Origin of the sequence: Pseudobythopirellula maris (assembly GCF_007859945.1) — a bacterium.
Taxonomy (GTDB): Bacteria; Planctomycetota; Planctomycetia; order Pirellulales; family Lacipirellulaceae; genus Pseudobythopirellula; species Pseudobythopirellula maris.
This window is the reverse complement of record NZ_SJPQ01000002.1, coordinates 1-18,399: the sequence shown is the minus strand read 5'-3', so window position 1 is coordinate 18,399 and position 18,399 is coordinate 1. Positions and strand designations below refer to the sequence as shown.

Sequence of the window (18,399 nt, the reverse complement as noted above, 5' to 3'; positions counted from 1 at the left end):
GCTTGCGGGTGAAAACACTTGGGATCAGTGGTTTCGGTAGTGATCGCCAGTGGCCTCGCTTCGCTCTTGCCGCTTAGTCATTCGCTAGCTATTCTCCGCCGCCCCCCATCCTTCTTTCGATGACGCATGCTCCGCGCCGCTAGCAGAACGACGCTCCTGGCTTTTTGCGCCGCTGTTGCGCTCGTCCTTTCGTTCGCCGCCGGTTGCCAGATGATCGGCGCGGACCAGCCGGTCACGACCAAGAGCCTGCTGAAGGCGGCGCAGCCGTCGCCCGATGCGGTGACGATCGAGATCTACTGGGCCACCCTGCCGGTCGACGTCGACCTGTCGGACCAGGGCCTGTGGCGGTTTGTCCAAGAGGACCGGCTGCCAACCGAACAACGCGCCCGGCTGATGCGCAACGGCCTGCGGGCCGGCGTGGTCGGCGGTGCGCCGCCCGAGGAGATTGTCGATCTGCTCGACCCGGGCGGAGCGGCCCGCGAGGGCCGCGCCGACAACGAGTCGGTCGCCGCCGCCGGCGCCACCGGCGTGAGCCGGCGCGTGAAGCAGGTGCGGCTCGGCGAGCGGGTCGAGATCCAAGCCTCGCAGCCGATCGACGAGGTCCCGCTGCTGATCGCCCGCGGCGACGAGCTGACGGGGCAGACGTTCCGGAACGCCCAGGCGATCTACGCCCTCGAGGTCGCCCGCCGCGACGACGGCCGCTACGCCGTGTCGCTCACCCCCGAGCTGCACTTCGGAGCCCCGAAGATGCGGTTCATCAAGGACGAGACCGGCCTGAACTGGCGCCAGGCCCCGCTCCGCGAGCGGGAGACTTTTGGCGACTCGCAGGTCGAGGCGCCGCTCGTAGTGGGCGAGATGCTCATCGCCACGAGCCTGGTCGACGCCGGCAGCCGGCTCGGCGAGTACTTCCACCGCCCGGAGGAGGGCGCCGAGGGGGGCCGCAAGGCGATCCTCGTCCGTCTGGTTCAGGCCCCGCTCAGCGAGGCGTTCACGGCCGACCGGAGCTGAGGGCAGATTCCTGTCGGGCGGCTCTATTGGGGCGACAAAAAGCCGCCCCTCGCGGGTCTCGCGGGGAGGGATTAAACTCTTTGGCGTTCCAGGCGATCGACGATTTCTCGCTGTCAGCGTGGCCTAGGCCGAGAGCCGCGTCCCGCCCCCGTCCACCCGCCCTCTGCAAGTCATACCAAGGAGCCTCCCGATGCCACTGGTCCCGATGCGTTTGTTGCTCGACCACGCCGCCGAGAACGATTACGGCCTGGCCGCGTTCAACGTCAACAACATGGAGCAGATCCAGGCGATCATGGAGGCCGCCGAAGAGACCGAGTCGCCCGTGATCATCCAGGCGTCGCGCGGCGCCCGGAAGTACTCGCAAGACGCCTACCTGCGTCACCTGATGCTGGCCGCCTCGGAGCTCTACCCGAACATCCCGATGGTCATGCACCAGGACCACGGCAACAGCCCGGAGACGTGCCAGAGCGCGATCGACAACGGGTTCACGAGCGTCATGATGGACGGCTCGCTGCAGGAGGACGGCAGCACGCCGGCCGACTACGACTACAACGTGAAGGTGACCAAGGCGGTGGTCGACTCGGCCCACAGCCAAGGCGTGAGCGTCGAGGGTGAGTTGGGCTGCCTCGGCTCGCTCGAGTCGGGCGGCGGCGAGCAGGAAGACGGCCACGGCGCCACCGGCGAGCTGTCGCACGACCAGCTGCTCACCGACCCGGACGAGGCCGAGCGGTTCGTCGCCGACACGGGCGTCGACGCCCTGGCCGTGGCGATCGGCACGAGCCACGGCGCGTACAAGTTCACCAAGAAGCCCACCGGCGACGTGCTCGACATGGGCCGCATCGAAGAGATCCACAAGCGGCTGCCGAACTGCCACCTCGTGATGCACGGCTCGTCGAGCGTTCCGCAGGAGCTGCAAGACATCATCAACGAGTTCGGCGGCGAGATGAAGCAGACCTACGGCGTGCCGGTCGAGGAGATCCAGAAGGGGATCAAGCACGGCGTGCGGAAGGTGAACGTCGACACCGACAACCGCATGGCGATGACCGGCGCCGTGCGCAAGCTGCTGATGCAGAACCCGGAGAAGTTTGACGTCCGCGACTGGATGAAGCCTGCCCGCGCGGCGATGAAGGACGTCTGCGTCGCACGGATGACGGCGTTCGGCCAAGCGGGCAACGCCGGCAAGATCAAGCCGAAGACGATCGGCGATTTCGTCAGCTTCTACGGCTGAGCATTGCCGAGTTTGGTGAGAACCATCACGACCGACGGCCTGCGGGCCGTCGGTTTTTTTACGCGCCGACCTCGGCGCCGTAGAATGTGGCGACCCCCTCAACCCGGAGCCCCGTGATGCCCACCCCCCGTCGCGTGACGAGTTTGCTTCTTCTTGCAGCCCTGCAGGTGCCGGCGAGCGACGCCGCCGAGTACGCCCGCCCCGAGCTGCTAGTCGAGCCGGCGGTCCTCGGGTCGATCGAGGGCGATGTGGTGTTGCTCGACGCCCGCTCGGCGGAAGACTACGCCGCCGGCCACCTGCCGGGCGCCCTGCACGCCGACGCCTACGCCTGGCGCGATGCCTTCGGCGCCGGCGACGACCCCGCCGCTTGGGGCGAGCGGATCGGCGCCCTTGGCGTGGGCGACGCCACGACGGTCGTCGTTTACGACCAGGCCCTTACCGGCGCCGCGACGCGTGTCTGGTGGATCCTCAAGTACTGGGGCGCGGAGAACGCCCGCGTGCTCAACGGCGGCGTGACCGCCTGGCGCGAGGCGGGCCGCGACCTCACCCGCACGGCGCCGCCGCGGCCGACGCCCGCCGGGTTCCACGCCGTCGCGCACCCCGAGCGGCACGCCACGGCCGATGAGGTGCTGCGCGGTGTCGGCGCCCCCGGCGAGGTTTGTCTGCTCGACACGCGCAGCGACCGCGAGGTGTCCGAAGGCAAGATCCCCGCCGCCGCCCACCTCGAGTGGAGCGAGCTGGTCGACCGCGACACGGGCAAGCTGCTCGCCGCGGGCGAGCTCACAGCACGCCTTGCCGCGGCCGGCTTTGAAGCCGACAAGCCGGCCGTCACTTACTGCCGCTCCGGCGGCCGCGCGGCCGTCGCCGCGTTCGTGCTCGAGGTGATGGGCGCCGAGCGGGTGTCGAACTACCACGGCAGCTGGCGCGAGTGGTCGGCGCTGCCCGATTCACCCGTGGAACTGCCCAAGCCGGCCGAGTAACGCGGATTCAATGCAATCGATGACCGTGTGCCAGATGTGGTAGAATAGAGACATGAGCACCGCCGACCTCAGCACGACCGCCGCAGCGGGTAGCGTGACCGCCGAGACCTTGCTGCGCGACTACGGCGAGCAGTCGTGTGAATTGATTGAGGGGAAGTTGCGGATGATGTCTCCAGCCGGATTTGGGCATGGCGCCATCGCCCAGCGTGTGGCGACAGCGCTCGCTCAGCACGCCGAGCCCCAAGGTCTAGGAATCGTCGCCGGAGCCGAAACAGGATTCCTTATCGGCTCCGATCCCGACACGGTGTTGGCCCCCGATGTGGCTTTTGTCAAACAAGCCCGGCTTGAAGCGGTCGGGGTCACGAACAAGTATTTCCCCGAGGCCCCGGCCCTGGCGGTAGAAATCGTGTCTCCTAACGACACCGCCGAACAAGTCGACGATAAAACACGCCGTTGGCTCGCCGCCGGTTGTGAGATGGTGTGGGTCGTTTATCCCAAAGGCCGGTCGGTCACCGTTTACCGCTCGCTCGAAGACGTGCGCATCGTCACAGGCGACACGCCGCTCGAGGGCGCCGATGTTGTGACGGGGTTCGCGCACCCGGTGAGCGAGCTGTTCGCGGGGCTCGACCCCCGGTGATCCGCCGCGACGAACCACTCGGCGCCGCCGAGCCGACGCACTGGCTGCTCGTCTCGCAGCGGGAGCACGCCCGGATCAGCTACGAGCTGGCCGCCGCGTGGGAGGATCTTGGCGTCGAGCCGCCCGCCGTGCGTGACGAACTGCTCCAGGCGATCCGCCACCACGACGACGGCTGGGCCGTGTGGGAGGGGGCGCCGGGGATCGATCCCGAGACCCTTCGCCCCTACGCCTTCACCGAGATGCCCCCCGCCGAGGCGCAGCGCATCTGGACGGCGTCGATCGACGCCTGCCGCCAGATCGGCCCGCTCGCCGGCTGGGCAGCCGCCGGGCACTTCATCACGCTCCAGTCGCCCGAAGACGACGACCACCAGGAGTGGGCCCCCTGGCTCGCGGAGCAAGAGGCCCAGCATTCCGCGTGGCTGGCGGAGTGGCTGGCCGCCAGCCCGGCGCACACACCCGAGCTCGCCGAGCGCTGCTTGCAACTGCTGCGGGCGTTCGATTGGCTCAGCCTGTGGCTCTGCTGCCTCGGCCCGCAGCCAGGCGACGAGGTCGACGGAGTGGCGCCACTGGTGATCGAGAACGATTCGCCGCGGATCGGGCCGTGGACGGTCGACGCCGTGGCGGAGCAGGGCGAATGGCGGTTCATTATGGATCCGTGGCCTTTCGTAGCCCAGGCCATCGAGCTACGAGTATGGGCCCGGCGTGTTCCTGTAAGGAGGTACGCCGACGCCGAAGCGTTGCTTGCCGCATCGCACGATGTCGAATTGCAGTGGGACCTACGCGCCGGACCACCCGCGTCCGATACGAAATCAGCCACCGATGAACACAGATAGACACAGATGCCTCACGGCCATTTAGCCGTCACGGCCACTGGACCGAATCGTATCCGCGTTCATCTGCGCGTATCTGTGGCTAATTCTTCAGGCGCCGCAGCCACACGCTAATCCAGCACCCCGCTCTCGCCGGTCGAGATCTCCTTGTCCACCAGCGCGATGATCTTCTTGCCCGGCTTCTGCTCGAGTTTGCGGCCCGCGACGCTGATCGTGAGCTTGCCTTTCTCCGGCACGGTGAACAGGATCAGCGCGTCTTGGCCGTAGCGGGAGCGGAAGTCTTCGTAGGTGAAGTCGTCGCTGAGCGTCGTCTTCTTGATCACCTGCCCGCGGGCGAACCGCTCGGCGAGCATCGTGGGGGTGGCGTCTTCGCGGAACAGCGTGCGGCCGCGGCGGTGCGACGGGACCCGCTCGTGGCGTTCGGTCGTGGGGGGCGCCGCCAGCTGGTAAACGTTGGCCGAGCCGAAGTGTTCGGCGAACTCGGTGGCGGCCAAGCTGTTGATCTCGTCGTTCGGCGTCATCGCCACGAGGCGGCCGATGTCGCCCATCTCGACCTCCTCGCGGACGAACTCGCTGCCGATGCTGGCGTAGCAGACCGGCAACCCCGCCATCCGCGCGGCGGAGATATGCTGCGGGTTCGTGTCGACCAGCATCACGGCAAAGCCCTCGGCCTGCAGCGACTTGGCCATCTCACGCACCAGCGGCGAGGCGCTGGCGAACAGCACCCCCTGCGGGTCTTGCTGGGCCAGGCCGAAGTGCTTGGCCAGCGGTCCGAGCGTCAGGCCGTACACCGTCACGGTGCCGACGATCACCAGGAAGGTGATGATGACGAGCCGGTCGCCATCGGCGGCCAGCTCCGTGCCGCCCAGGTTGATGGCGAACAGTGAGGCGACCGCCGCGGCGACGATGCCGCGCGGGTGGATCCACCCCAGGAGCACACGCTCGCCGAAGGTGAGGTCGCTGCCGACGGTCGAGATGAAGGCGGCGATCGGCCTGATGACGAGGATCAGCAGCGCCACGAACAGCAGCCCGCTCCAGCCGATGTTGCCGAGTTCGTCCCAGCCGATCTGCACGCGGGAGGATAGGAGGATGAACAACACGGAGATCAGCAGCGTGCGGAGGTTTTCCTTGAACTCGATCAGGTGCTTGACGGCCACCGCCCGCTGGTTGGCCAGCAGCACGCCGAGTGCCGTGACCGTGACCAGCCCCGACTCGTGCTGCAGGTAGTTCGACACGGCGAACACCGTGACAACCATCGCCAGCACCACGGGGATCTGCAGGAAGTCAGGAAGCCAGTAGTGCCGCAGCATCTGCACGATCAGCCAGGCGCTGACGGCGCCGATGCCCAGGCCCACGAGCGCCGTGCGCCCCAGCAGCACGAGCGACTCGCTCGCCACGTCGTTATGGACGCCGTGCGCCACGACCTCGAACACCAGGGCGGCGAGCACGGCGCCGATCGGGTCGTTGACAATTCCCTCCCACTTGATGAGCGAGGCGACCCGGCCGGTGGGGCGCACCTGGCGCAGCAGCGGCATGATGACCGTGGGGCCGCTCACGGTGAGCAGCGCGCCAAGGAGCGTGGCCATCGGCCAGGTGAAGCCCATGATCCAGTATGCGGCCAGCGTGGCGCCGGCCCACGTGACCAGCAGCCCGACGGTGACCAAGCGCAGCACCACGCCGCCCGACTCGCGGAGCTCGTGGAACCTCAGGCTCAGCCCCCCCTCGAACAAGATGACGCCGACCGCCAGCGACACGATCGGCAGCAGGGCCTGGCTGCCGAGGTACTCCTCGGGCGGTCCGAACATGACGCCGAGGTTAAAGCCGAAGGCGAGCAGCAGCACGATCGCGGGCAGCTTCAAGCGCCAGGCCAGCCATTGCGCAAAGATGCCCAGGGCGAGCACGCCGGCGAGGTAAAGGGCCGTGTAGTTTTCCATAGCTAGCGGGGGTCGTGGAGCCGGTCGGCAGGGGCGGGGGACTCGGAGGGGGGCCAGTAAAAAGTCTATTCGGGGGGCCGGCTGGCAGATAGCGACCGGCCGCCTCCGCCCGACATATATTTTCCGCAACCGGCGATACCCGGGCGGGGCCCAAGGGGTTTATTGGCGTGGAGCGGGGGCGAACGGAGAGCCGGCCCGGCGTACCCCGCAAAAACGTTTCATCCAGCAAACGGTTCCTTTCGCAGGAACCCCCTAAGGAGGTAATCCAATGAGCACGATTCGCACCGTAATGATGGGCCTGATGGGCGTCGCGATGGCGTCGCCCGTCCTGGCTCAGCCCGAGGAAGGCCCGCCGTCCCGTGGCGGCATGCAACGCTACCAGCAGATGCTCGAGCGATTCGACGCTGACGGCAACGGCGAGCTGAGCGCCGAAGAGTTCAGCGCCGCCCAGGAGGCCCGCCGGGCCGAGCGTCAGGGCGACCGCCAGCGAGGCGATCGGCCGCGAGGCGATCGGCAGCGCGGCGACCGGGAGCGGGGCGATCGCGGCCCGCGTCGCGGCCCGCCGCGTGACTTCGACGGTCCCCGGCCGAACTTCGAAGAGGGCGCCGCTGGCGAGGAAGGCCCGCCGCGGCGTCGCCGTGGCGACTCCGACGGCCCGCCGCGCGGCGGCCGCTTGGGGGCGATGGACCCCGAAGAGCTGTTCAGCCGCTTCGACGCGGACGGCGACGACAAGATCAGCCGTGAGGAGTTCACCGGCCTGATCGAAGACTTCCGCGAGCGGATGCAGGGCATGCGTCGGGGTGGCGGCCGCTTTGGCGGCGGCGAACGCGGCGGCCGTGGCCGTGGCCCTGGTGGCCGAGGCGGTCCTCCGCCGCGTGGGCCGGAGCCGGGGCAAGACGCTCCCGAATGAGTCTGACGCCAGGAGGGCGTCACGGGGAGGCGGGGGTTTCCCGCGACCTCGGCCGACCCTGGCGGATCGGGTGGTCCCCCCCCGGATGCCCGTGCCGTGATGACTCGACCCCGCGTGGCGTTCGCGCCACGCGGGGCTTTTTTTGCCGCCCCGGGCGCCGAGAGGGGCGTCTGAAACCGGCGGCACAACCCGCACAGGCGGCCCCGGGCGCCGCGAGGAAGCGGGCGGGCTAAGTTGTTTGGGGAGGCGGCGGCAAATATACTGGGGTTTCGGGCCCTTGCGCCCGGTCCCTGCCGCGACCCCCCAGCTTTCACCGGACTCTGCCCTCACCGGCCCCCTACCGGACCCTCTTTACCGGACGCACCGTATGCCCGTTCATGTTGCTTCCCGCTGGTTCCTGCGCTCGCTCGTCGTGGCGTTGGCCGTCGCTCCGATGGCCGCGCTGGCCCAAGACGCGCCCGCCCCGCGGGTGTTCGCGCCCGGCGTCGAGACCGTGATCCCGGTCGAGCTCAGCCCGGCGGACACGACCAGCGTGCACGACGTGGTCGAACTCCGCGCCGAGGCCGGCTTGGAGTGGAAGCCCGAGTTCCAGACCGAGAGCCGCACGCTCTTCAACAAAGCCGCCGAGGCCCGCTTCAACCGCGAGCTGTGGCAGCTCGAGTTCGGCTTCAAGCCGCTGCGGATGATCTTTATCGACGTGCCCCAGGCCTCGGGCGAGACCGAGCGCAAACTCGTTTGGTACCTTGTCTATCGGGTAAAAAACACCGGCGAAACGCTCGTCCCCTCGGCCAGCGAAGTCGGCGAGATGTCGTTCGCCAAGGGCGAGGGCGAGGCGATCCGCTACCTGCCGCACTTCGTGCTCCAGGGCCACGACACGGCGCCCAACGGGGGCCGCATTTACCGCGCCTACCTCGACAAGGTGATCCCGGCGGCGGTCGAGCCGATCCGCCTGCGTGAGACCCCCGGCCGCAAGCTGCTGGGCAGCGTCGCGATGTCGGCCGAGCCGATCGCCGTGGGCGAGGAGCGGTGGGGCGTGGCGATGTGGGAGAACATCGACCCGGAGATGGACTTTTTCAGCGTCTACGCCCGTGGGCTGACGAACGCCTACCGCTGGACCGACCCCCCGGGGGCCTACGAGGCGGGCGACCCGCCCGGCAAGGGCCGCGAGTTCGCCCACAAGACCCTTCAGCTGAACTTCTGGCGCCCCGGCGACCGATTCCTGCAGCATGAGTCGGAGGTCCGTTACGGCGTTCCGGTCGGCAAAGCCGACCTGTACGGCGTCGACGAGGGGGTTGCCCACCGCTGGGTGTTCCGGTAAGCTGTGGGGCTCGCCAGGATCGCCGCTCCCCCCCGGGGCGTTTTTGACGGTCTTCCGGCGTTCTTCACCGCACACCCACTCCATCGTTTTTGGAGCCCCAGTCATGGCGCACAAAAAAGGACAAGGCTCGAGCCGCAACGGTCGTGACTCGAACGCGCAGCGGCGCGGCATCAAGAAGTTTGGCGGCGAGCGAGTGATCGCCGGCAACATCATCGCCCGCCAGCTCGGCAACAAGTGGCGCGCCGGCAAGGGCGTTGGCCAGGGCAAGGACTTCACCTTGTTCGCCCTGATCGAGGGCTCGGTGATGTTCGACCAAGAAGGTCGCCGCATCAACGTCGTGGCGCCGGTCGAAGCGACCGCCGTCGCGAGCTGATCGCAAACGGGATCAACGAGAAACGCCAGGACGCCGCAAGGCGTCCTTTTTTATTCCCTCCCCCCAACGGGGAGGGAGAACTATTGCTTCCTTACTTAGTCGATACCTCTCCATGTTCGTCGACCGCGTCACCGTTGAAGTCCAAGCCGGCCGCGGCGGCGACGGCTGCATGAGCTTCCGACGGGAGAAGTACATCCCTCGCGGCGGGCCGGACGGCGGCGACGGCGGCAACGGCGGCAGCGTGATCGTCGTGGCCGAGCCCGGCGTCGACAGCCTCGCCGAGCTGATCCACCGCAAGCAGTGGCGCGCCAAGAACGGCGTGCCGGGCCAGGGCTCGGGGCGTCACGGCGCCAACGCCGACGACCTCGTGATCCACGTACCGCCCGGCACGGTGATCGTCGACGAGTCGCAAGACCTGGTGCTCCGCGACCTGAAGGAGGAGGGCGATCGCGTCGTCGCCGCCCAAGGGGGTCATGGGGGCAAAGGAAACACCCGCTTCAAGAGCGCCACGAACCAGGCGCCGCGCGAGCACACCCCCGGCGGCGAGGGCGAGCGTCGCACACTCACTTTCGAGCTGAAGGTGATCGCCGACGTCGGCTTGCTCGGCATGCCCAACGCGGGCAAGAGCACGCTGCTGAGCCGGGTCTCGCGGGCGCGTCCCGAGATCGCCGACTACCCGTTCACCACGAAGAGCCCGAACCTCGGCGTCGTGCAGGTCGACCGCGACCGCACCTTCGCCATGGCCGACATCCCGGGCCTGATCGAGGGCGCCAGCCAAGGCGTGGGCCTCGGCCACGAGTTCCTCCGGCACGTGGAGCGCACCCGGGTTCTGGTCCACCTGGTCGAGCCCGCGCCGCTGGACGGCTCGGACCCGATCGAGAACTACCGCGCGATCCGCCAGGAGGTGGAGCGCTACGACGAGGCCCTCGCCGCCCGGCCGGAGATCGTCGCCGTGAGCAAAGCCGAGCTCCCCGGCGCCGACGCCGTGCGCGACGAGATGGCCGCCGCAATCGGCCGCGAGGTGCGTCTGTTCTCGTCGGTCACCGGCGCGGGGCTCAAGGAGCTCCTGAGCGAGACCCACCGCGTGCTGCAAGAAACCCCCACCGAATAGCCGAATCGATGGCGAGCCGGCGGCGTCAGACGCTGGTGTTCCTTGTTGTGGCGAGCGTTTCTTTGGCTTTTAACACTCCGGCGGCTTACGCCGACGGCTCGCCCGCCGCGTCTCAGCGGCGACGCAGCGTCACGGCGGTTTGCAGCCAGCGTCGTTTGGCCGCGCGGACCACGCCCACGCAGTCGCGGGCGGTCATCGCGCGGTGGTCGTCCGCCGAGCAATCGAGGAACGCCCGACGCAGCTTCTTGAGCGCCTCGGGGCTCGATAGCTGCGGGTCGCCCGACAGCAGCACCAGCCGCTCGTGGATCGCCAGCTCGAACGACTCGGAGTCGTACACCGCCGTCGGGTCCCATCCCAGCGGGGGGAGCTCGCCGCCGCGTTGGGCGCCGCGGCTGGCCCGCACCCGCAGCGCGACCGCGTCGCCGGCCAGCGCGACCGAAGCCTCGGCCAACTCGGGGTCGACCAGCGCGAGCGCCATCGCCACCCCTTCGCCGCCGGAGGTCGACTGACAAACGGTTTGTGAAACGCGGGTGAGCAACTCGCCCGCGTCGAGCGCCCCGGAGGCCAACGCCCGCGTTGCGACCCGGGCGGCTTGGATGGCCAGCACGGCCGACTCGGTCGCCACGCCCGGCGCGTCGACCACACTCGCCGCCAGAGCCAGCAGCCGGCCGTCGGCCAGCACCTGCCAGTCGTGCAGCGACGCCGGGACGAGCGGATCGGTCCAGCCCGCCAGCTCGAGCTCCTCGAAGCTGGGCGTCACCGAGGGCAACTCGGTCGCCATCGAGACCGAATCGGCCGACGGCGCCGAGACCTTGGGCTCGGGCTGGGGTTGGCGGGCTTGGGCTGGCAGCTTCTTGTGGTGGTCTTCTTTTTCCTCGGCTTGCCGCTCGGCCCGCTTGCTCGCGGCGGCCTGCCCGAGCAACCGCTCGCGCTCGATCTCCACCGCCAACCTGCCGGCGACGATCTCCAGCAGCTGCACCTCGTGGTCGGCGAACTCGCGCTCTTGCTGCGAGTAGACCCACATCGCCCCGTGGATCGTGGTGTCCGAAGCGATCGGCAGGCAAACCACGGCGCCGCAGTCGAGCGGCAACCGCCAGTCGGCGATCTCCGGCTCGGACTCGAGCACCACGGCGCCGCCAGCCATCGCGGCAAGGTCGGCCTCGGCGCCTTCGATTGGCCGCGGCCGGCGCGGCCACTGAGCGGGGCCGCTGCGCGTGGCCAGGCGGAGCGACTGTGTTGTGTCGTCGAGGAGCCACATCTCGGCCGCGTGGCACGCGAAACCCTCGGCGGCGCCGCGCAGCACCATCCCGAGACGCTGTTCCATCAGCGCCGAAAGCACCGGCTGCTTCGGCTCGATCGCGGGGACCCTGATCGGCGGATCGGTCTCGATCGGGCCGGCAGCCGTGGCGGGCAAGAGGATCGTGGGTGGGTCGAATTGCGTCGTGGTGGTTTGCACGGTTGGCGCAGGGGGTAGGGCGTTGGGTCGTGGTGGGGTGTGCGGGAAACCTTTCCTTGCTTTCCCGCATCGCGCACTCGCTAAAGTCTGCCATCGGCCCTCGGTCTGTCCGATCTGGCGGGGTGGTCAAAAGAGTTGGGTTGTAACGGCCGCTCGGCGCGAGCATGCTGTCGCATGGCCGTTGCCGGTTCGATCGATCCCCCGGCGCCCCCTAGGTCCACTACCCCCATCCCCCACCCTCCGACGAGTCCTCCCCGATGAAGCTCGCCCTCCACTGGAAGATCTTGCTCGGCATGGCCGCCGGGCTGTTGTTCGGGGCGCTCTGCGTCTGGCTCGGCTGGCAAGGCTTCGTGACCGACTGGGTCAAGCCGTTCGGAACGATCTTCATCAACGCGCTGAAGCTGATCGCGGTGCCGCTGATCGTCGCCTCGCTCGTCAAAGGCGTGTCGGACCTGAAGGACCTGTCGCGGCTCTCCTCGATGGGGGGGCGCACCATCGTGCTCTACCTGATGACCACCGCCGTGGCGGTGACCGTCGGGCTCACGGTCGCCTCGCTCGTGGGCCCCGGCAGGGGGCTCGACGCCGAGACCCGCGACCAGCTGGTCGCCTCGGCCTCGGACGTGGCCGAGAGCAAGATGAAGATCGCCGCCCAGCAGAAGGAGCAAGGCCCGCTGCAGCCGCTCGTCGATCTGGTGCCCGACAACCTGTTCGCCGCCGCCGCCGACAACGGCTCGATGCTCAAGGTGATCGTCTTCACGCTGTTCTTCGGCGTCGGCCTGATCCTCGTGCCGGAGGAGGAGGGCCGGCCCGTGAAGGCGTTCTTCGACGGGCTCAACGAGGTGATCCTCAAGCTGATCGATCTGATCATGCTCGCGGCGCCGCTCGGCGTTTTCGCGCTGATGGCCGCCCTCGTGGCCGAGACCCCTTCGTTCGACGTCTTTTTCGCCCTGCTGATCTACAGCTTATGCGTGGTGGCGGGCCTGGCGGTGATGACGTTTATCTTCTACCCGGCGCTGGTCGTCACCCTGACCGGCCGCGGCTACCTGTGGTTCTTCCGCGGGCTCTCGCCCGCCCAGCTGCTGGCGTTCTCCACGAGCAGCAGCGCCGCCACGCTGCCCGTGACGATGGAGCGCGTGGAGGAGCACCTCGGCGTCGACGAGGAGGTCGCCAGCTTCGTGCTGCCGATCGGCGCCACCGTGAACATGGACGGCACGAGCCTCTACCAGGCCGTCGCCGCCGTGTTCATCGCCCAGGCGTTCGGCATGGAATTGACGCTCGCCAACCTATTCACGATCGGCATGACGGCGATGCTCGCCTCGGTCGGCACGGCCGCCGTGCCGAGCGCGGGAATCGTGATGCTGATCGTCGTGCTCGAGGCGATCGAGGTCCCCAGCGCCGCGATCGCGCTGATCATCCCGGTCGACCGTGTGCTCGACATGCTCCGCACCGTGGCCAACATCACGAGCGACGCCACGGTGGCGATGCTCGTGGCCAAGAGCACCGGCAAGCTCGGCGAGCCGCACGTCAAGGAGTGGGACGACGACTACCACCCGCAGGCCGAGGAGTCGCCGGCGGACGGCTGACACGTACGGGGAGACCCCGCCTGCGCGCCGGACGAACCACGGTGGTTGCACTTGCTTGCCAGATTAGCGGGTGCGATAGAGTGGGGAACGGTTAGTCCACCCGGCCCTCTCGCCAGCGAGCCCGCCATGCCAACCTTCCACGCCCTCGCCGCCCACGAAGCCGGCGGCGAACTCAAGCCGTTCGAGTACGACCCGGGCGATCTCGGCCCCGACGAGGTCGAGATCGCCGTGAAGTACTGCGGCCTCTGCCACAGCGACCTCAGCATGCTGGGCAACGATTGGGGCATCTCGGTCTACCCGTACGTGCCGGGGCACGAGGTCGCCGGCGTGGTCGCGGCCAAGGGCGATCGCGTCACGGGGCTCGAGGTCGGCCAGTCGGTCGGCCTCGGCTGGTACTCGAGCAGCTGCATGTTCTGCGACCAGTGCATGTCGGGCGATCACAACCTGTGCGGCTCGGCCGGCATGACGATCGTCGGCCGCCACGGCGGCTTCGCCGACCGCGTGCGGGCGAGCCAGGAGTGGGTGATCCCGATCCCCGACTCGCTCGACCCGTCGGTGGTCGGCCCAATGTTCTGCGGCGGGGCGACGGTCTTCAACCCGTTCCTGCAGAGCGGCGTGCGGCCGATCGACCGCATCGGCGTGGTCGGCATCGGCGGGCTGGGGCACATGGCGCTCAAGATCGGCAACGCGTGGGGCTGCGAGGTGACCGCCTTCAGCGGCTCGCCCGACAAGGAGGACGAGGCCCGCGAGATGGGCGCCGACCACTTCGTCAACTCGCGCGACCCGCAGTCCCTCGAGTCGGTCGCCGGCTCGTTCGACCTGATCCTCGACACGGTCGGCGCCGAGCTGCCGTGGGAAGCCTACATCAACGCGCTCAGCCCCCGCGGCAAGTTGCACATCGTTGGCGCGGCGCCGAGCGTTTCGACCCCGGTCATGCCGCTCATCATGGCCCAGCGGACGATCACCGCCACGCCGGTCGGCAGCCCGCAGACGCTGCGCGAGATGGTCCGCTTCGCCACACGCCACGACATCGCGCCGATCGTCGAGCCGATGAAGCTTAGCGAGGCGAACGACGCGATGGAGCGCCTGCGCAGCGGCTCGCCGCGCTACCGGATCGTGCTGGAGAACGACCTCGGCTGAGGCGGCGCGGTCACGGAGATTGGGGGCCGCCGATCTCGAAGTCGACGACCAACGGCAGGTGGTCCGACGCCCGCCGGGCGGCTTGGATGCGGCCGGCGAAGGCGCCCGTGGCCTCGCAATCGCCTCGGTGGTAAACGCCGTCGAGCGGCCTGGCCGGGGCGATCGCCGGGAAGGTGCGCATCAGCCCGGTCGCCTTCTCAAACCCTCCCGGCGTCATGCGGCGCGGGCCGATGGCGCCCCACACGTCGTTGAAGTCGCCCCCCACCACGCAAGGCGTGTGCGCGTGGTGCGAGGTGAGAGCCTCCGACGCGATCAACCGCTGCACCTGCATCCGCCGTTCGAAGCCCGCTAGGCCGAGGTGCAGGTTCACCAGCACCACGCTGCGGCTGTGTCCCCCCTCCTCCAGCCGCAGCGTCGCCACGAGCGCCCGCCGGCGTTTCTTGGGGCGGATCGTCAGCTCCACGTCGTCGCGGTCGTGCAGCGGCAAGCGGCTCAGCGTGGCGTTGCCATACGCGCCGCGCCGCAGTTTGACATTGGGCTGGAACAGGAAGTGGGGCATGCCGAGCCGCTCGGCCAAGAGCTCCGCCTGACGGTCGCCCCGGCTGCGCGGGACCCCCTCGTCGACCTCCTGCAGCAGGGCGACATCCGGCTCGTAGTGCGCGATCACCTCGACAATCCGCCCCAGGTCGTAGCGCCGGTCGACGCCGCCGATTCCCTTGTGGATGTTGTAGGTGAGCAGGCGGAGACGCATGGTGGATGGCAGCAGTAGGCGGTTAGCTATTGGCTGTTAGCTGTTAGCTAGAGGTGAGAGGTGAGAGGTGAGGGGCTAGGGGCTAGGGGCTAGGGGCTAGGGGCTAGGGGAAAGCCGGAGGCTTTCCTTGTCAGCTAACAGCCTTTTTCAAAGCAACGGTCCCATCAGCCGCAGGGTGTTCTCCATCAGCCGTTCGCGTATCGGCCGGCGGGCCCATTCATCGGGGTCGATCGCGTGGCTATGGTCGAGGTACGTCTGCTGCAACGCGCGGAGCTCGCCGCCGAACTTGTCGCCGTAGACGAACAGCGACACCTCGTAGTTGAGCCACAGGCTCCGCATGTCGAGATTCACCGTGCCGAACATCGAGATCGAACCGTCGGCCGTGATCGACTTGGTGTGCAGCAGACCGCCGTGGAACAGGCAAACCTTCACGCCGGCCGAGTGCAGCTCGTCGAAGTACGAGCGGCTGGCGTAGCGGGTCAGCAGCGAATCGATCTTCTCCGGCACGATGAGCCGCACGTCGACCCCGCGGGCGGCCGCCCCCCGCAGGGCTCGGACGATCGACTCGTCCGGCACGAAGTAGGGCGTGGTGAGCACGAGCTCGTCGCGGGCCGCGTTGATCATAGCCAGCAGCATCTGCAGCAACCCGTCGGAGTTGTCGGCCGGGCCGGAGGGGACCACCTGGATGTCGCCGTCGCCCTTGGGCGCCACGCGGTCGAGGTCGGCGTACTCCAAAGCCCGCTCCACGGTGTCGTGCGTCTCGAGCAGCCAGTCGCCTAGCACCGTGGCGGTGAGTGGCGCCACGACCGAACCCTCGGCGCGGTACATCGCGTCGACCCACTGGCCGACGCCGCTCTCCTGCTTGAAGAACCGCGGGTCGACCAGGTTCATGCTGCCGGTCCAGGCGACCTCGCCGTCGACCACCACGATCTTGCGATGCAGACGGAGGTCGTTGCGGGCGAACAGCAGTTGCCACAGGCCGGTCGAGTTGGCCACCCGCAGCTCGACGCCCGCCTCGCGCAGCCGCCGGCTCTGCGGCCCGCGCCACCAGGGGTGGGCGCCTACCGCGTCGACCAGCACGCGGCAGGCGACGCCGCGCCCGGCCGCTCGCACGAGGGCGTCGACCACGTCGTCGGCGCGGCCCCCCTTGGCCCAGATGTAGAACTCCATCAGCACGCTCGAACATGCGTCGTCGATGTCGGCGGCGATCCGCTCAAGGATCTCGCCCGAATCCGACACCAGCTCGCCCGAGCAGCCCCCCACCGTCGGCATGCCGACGAGCCGCTCGCCGAGGCGGTTCATCGCCTCGGCCTCGGGCCGGCGCCGGCTCCAGTCGACGTGGGTGAGCCAGCCCTCGATGATGGCGTCGGCGAGCTTGTCGTAATCGACCCGCAGGTCGGCGAGCCGTCGGGCCCGCCCCTGCCCGATCCGCCGCTCGCCCACCAGCAGGTAGAACAGCACGCCGGCCAGCGGGACGAGCCCGACCAGCGCGATCCAGCTCAGCGCGGTCCCGGCGTCGGCCTTGCGCCAGATGACCCGCAGCGTGATGACGGCAAACGCCGTCAGGTGGAGGGTGAGGCCGAGGTAATACAAGAGAGCGGCGGTCATCGGCGGGCGGAGCGGGTCGCGGCGGGGGGGACGGATGGCCTTAGGTTAGCCGCGGCCAAAAATATTCTCAAAGCGCCCCATCGCGCGCCGCCGGAAAAAAGCGCGCGACCAGAGATAAGGAGTTACGACACGGAGCGTGCGTCGTAAAGTAAGGAGACCGGCCCCAGCTCCCATCGCGTTGCAAAGGCCGGCCCCCTGCGGCGCCCAATTATCTTTGTAACAGCCGTTTCACCTAATTTCGACAATCGCTTTTGGGCCGCGCGCGCAGCAGCGATTCTTGGCCACTGGCGATTTTGTTGTAGGTGTTGCGCCCTGCTCGACTGGCGGCGAGAAATCGGCGAGGGCGAATCGTCGTAAGTCGCGCAAAACTATTCTTGGCCGGTGATTTGAGCATATTGCGCGCAGTGTCGCGGAGACGCAATGATGGGGCAAGCCAGTTGTGGCACCCGGCGATGCTTGATCGACTGCTTCCACAGTACCTCGGTCAAATAGGAAGTCTTTGCTCGAGTTGGGGGTTGGCCTTGATTCTCTTTCGACCGATATTGTTGTCTAGACGATTACGATGCCGAATGGGGCGGCAAAAGGGATTTCATCGACGAAGAGTGGACTGACTGGGGATATTCGGGTGCTGGGTGGGCACGCCTATTCCTCGTATAGATTGAGCGGCTATACGAGTCTCGTCGAGGAGGTACATTGTACCACCGCCAGCATTTTACGTACTCGCAGCGATGCGCTTCGCATTGTACCAGTTTGTTAAAGGATGTCATGAATCGTGATGAGTTCTCGTCGAAGACTAAAACCATTGTCAGCCAACGAGCGGCGTACCACTGTTCATTCCCTGATTGCCGTCTTTCGACATTAGCTGCAAGTACGCACGATAAGGAAAGCAGCACAAACATAGGCGTGGTTGCTCATATATCAGCCGCATCTCCAGGGGGGCCTAGGTACGACGCTTCGCTGTCGCTCGAGGAACGCTCCAGTGTGTCGAATGCAATTTTTCTTTGCGCTACTCATGCTGCCCTGATCGACAAGAACTGCGGAGTCGATTTCCCCACGCAGAAACTATTGTGCATTAAGTCGCAGCATGAAGAGTGGGTTATTGGTCAGCAACGCAGAGCTGTGGGGTCACGGCTGGAGGTTGTTGATGCACTTGTCGATAATGCGGGGAATAAGTACCCAAGTGTGGATGTCAGACTATTAAACCATGGGGAGGAACCGGTTTATTTGACCAGGGGTGTTGTTGAGACAGTTGATCGTCTGGTTCTGTTGTCCAACCGACGAGGCATGCGGAGGGAACTCTCGTATTCTTATAATGTAGAGATTGGTTCGTGTGTTGGGGATCAGGTGCAGTTCGAGTTGTCCCAAGTGATTCCTCCGAAAGACGCGGACAGATTTGAACTGAATCTAAGAGCTTGTCCAATAAGGGCGATATCATAGCCGCTTGACCATGAGGTGGATCATCGCAATCTGGACGAAGGCGGTGTCGCTCTCGACGGTCCGTTCGAAGCTTTTGGCGAGGCGGCGTGATCGGT

The 18,399-nt window shown here is 67.6% G+C and carries 15 protein-coding genes; 11 read left to right on the top strand and 4 right to left on the bottom strand.

Going from position 1 to position 18,399, the window contains the following annotated elements:
• Positions 1-126 precede the first annotated feature (126 nt).
• From Mal64_RS07745 to Mal64_RS07725, 5 genes are all read left to right on the top strand, one after another.
• A complete protein-coding gene (locus Mal64_RS07745) occupies positions 127-1,008 on the top strand; it encodes a hypothetical protein (protein WP_146398848.1) in 882 nt (293 codons plus the stop codon).
• A 190-nt stretch (positions 1,009-1,198) separates the two neighbouring features.
• A complete protein-coding gene (gene fba / locus Mal64_RS07740; RefSeq protein WP_146398846.1) occupies positions 1,199-2,236 on the top strand; it encodes a class II fructose-bisphosphate aldolase in 1,038 nt (345 codons plus the stop codon).
• 116 nt (positions 2,237-2,352) lie between these two features.
• The gene (locus tag Mal64_RS07735; RefSeq protein WP_146398844.1) at positions 2,353-3,216 is read left to right on the top strand and encodes a sulfurtransferase; all 864 of its coding nucleotides are present in this window, start codon (positions 2,353-2,355) and stop codon (positions 3,214-3,216) included.
• A gap of 52 nt (positions 3,217-3,268) precedes the next feature.
• Positions 3,269-3,853 (top strand): Uma2 family endonuclease, encoded by a 585-nt coding sequence (locus Mal64_RS07730; protein ID WP_146398842.1) that lies wholly within the window; start codon positions 3,269-3,271, stop codon positions 3,851-3,853.
• Positions 3,850-4,686 carry a DUF3891 family protein gene (locus Mal64_RS07725; RefSeq protein ID WP_197525570.1) on the top strand — a complete coding sequence of 279 codons (837 nt, stop codon included), beginning with the start codon at positions 3,850-3,852 and terminating at the stop codon, positions 4,684-4,686. Before Mal64_RS07730 ends, Mal64_RS07725 begins: the two co-directional genes overlap by 4 nt.
• A gap of 107 nt (positions 4,687-4,793) precedes the next feature.
• On the opposite strand, the gene Mal64_RS07720 is transcribed toward Mal64_RS07725, so the two are convergent.
• Positions 4,794-6,617 (bottom strand): cation:proton antiporter, encoded by a 1,824-nt coding sequence (locus Mal64_RS07720; protein ID WP_146398838.1) that lies wholly within the window; start codon positions 6,615-6,617, stop codon positions 4,794-4,796.
• Positions 6,618-6,885: 268 nt separating this feature from the next.
• On the opposite strand from Mal64_RS07720, the gene Mal64_RS07715 reads away from it, so the two are divergent.
• From Mal64_RS07715 to obgE, 4 genes are all read left to right on the top strand, one after another.
• The gene (locus Mal64_RS07715) at positions 6,886-7,527 is read left to right on the top strand and encodes an EF-hand domain-containing protein (protein WP_146398836.1); all 642 of its coding nucleotides are present in this window, start codon (positions 6,886-6,888) and stop codon (positions 7,525-7,527) included.
• Positions 7,528-7,894: 367 nt separating this feature from the next.
• The gene (locus tag Mal64_RS07710; RefSeq protein WP_146398834.1) at positions 7,895-8,845 is read left to right on the top strand and encodes a hypothetical protein; all 951 of its coding nucleotides are present in this window, start codon (positions 7,895-7,897) and stop codon (positions 8,843-8,845) included.
• A gap of 103 nt (positions 8,846-8,948) precedes the next feature.
• The gene (gene rpmA, locus Mal64_RS07705; RefSeq protein ID WP_146398832.1) at positions 8,949-9,218 is read left to right on the top strand and encodes a 50S ribosomal protein L27; all 270 of its coding nucleotides are present in this window, start codon (positions 8,949-8,951) and stop codon (positions 9,216-9,218) included.
• A 112-nt stretch (positions 9,219-9,330) separates the two neighbouring features.
• On the top strand, positions 9,331-10,329 hold the full coding sequence (gene obgE, locus Mal64_RS07700) for a GTPase ObgE (protein WP_146398830.1): 999 nt from the start codon (positions 9,331-9,333) through the stop codon (positions 10,327-10,329).
• Positions 10,330-10,441: 112 nt separating this feature from the next.
• Here obgE and Mal64_RS07695 read toward each other — a convergent pair whose 3' ends face one another.
• Positions 10,442-11,785 carry a SpoIIE family protein phosphatase gene (locus Mal64_RS07695; RefSeq protein ID WP_146398828.1) on the bottom strand — a complete coding sequence of 448 codons (1,344 nt, stop codon included), beginning with the start codon at positions 11,783-11,785 and terminating at the stop codon, positions 10,442-10,444.
• Positions 11,786-12,042: 257 nt separating this feature from the next.
• Between Mal64_RS07695 and Mal64_RS07690 the strand changes: the two genes are divergently transcribed.
• Positions 12,043-13,368, top strand: a complete 1,326-nt coding sequence (locus Mal64_RS07690; RefSeq protein ID WP_146398826.1) for a dicarboxylate/amino acid:cation symporter — start codon at positions 12,043-12,045, stop codon at positions 13,366-13,368.
• A gap of 126 nt (positions 13,369-13,494) precedes the next feature.
• Positions 13,495-14,508, top strand: a complete 1,014-nt coding sequence (ahr, locus tag Mal64_RS07685; RefSeq protein WP_146398824.1) for an NADPH-dependent aldehyde reductase Ahr — start codon at positions 13,495-13,497, stop codon at positions 14,506-14,508.
• Between the two features lie 10 nt (positions 14,509-14,518).
• On the opposite strand, the gene Mal64_RS07680 is transcribed toward ahr, so the two are convergent.
• Positions 14,519-15,259, bottom strand: coding sequence for an endonuclease/exonuclease/phosphatase family protein (locus tag Mal64_RS07680; RefSeq protein ID WP_146398822.1), 741 nt, complete (start codon positions 15,257-15,259; stop codon positions 14,519-14,521).
• A 147-nt stretch (positions 15,260-15,406) separates the two neighbouring features.
• Positions 15,407-16,867 (bottom strand): cardiolipin synthase, encoded by a 1,461-nt coding sequence (cls, locus tag Mal64_RS07675; RefSeq protein ID WP_146398820.1) that lies wholly within the window; start codon positions 16,865-16,867, stop codon positions 15,407-15,409.
• Positions 16,868-18,399 lie beyond the last annotated feature (1,532 nt).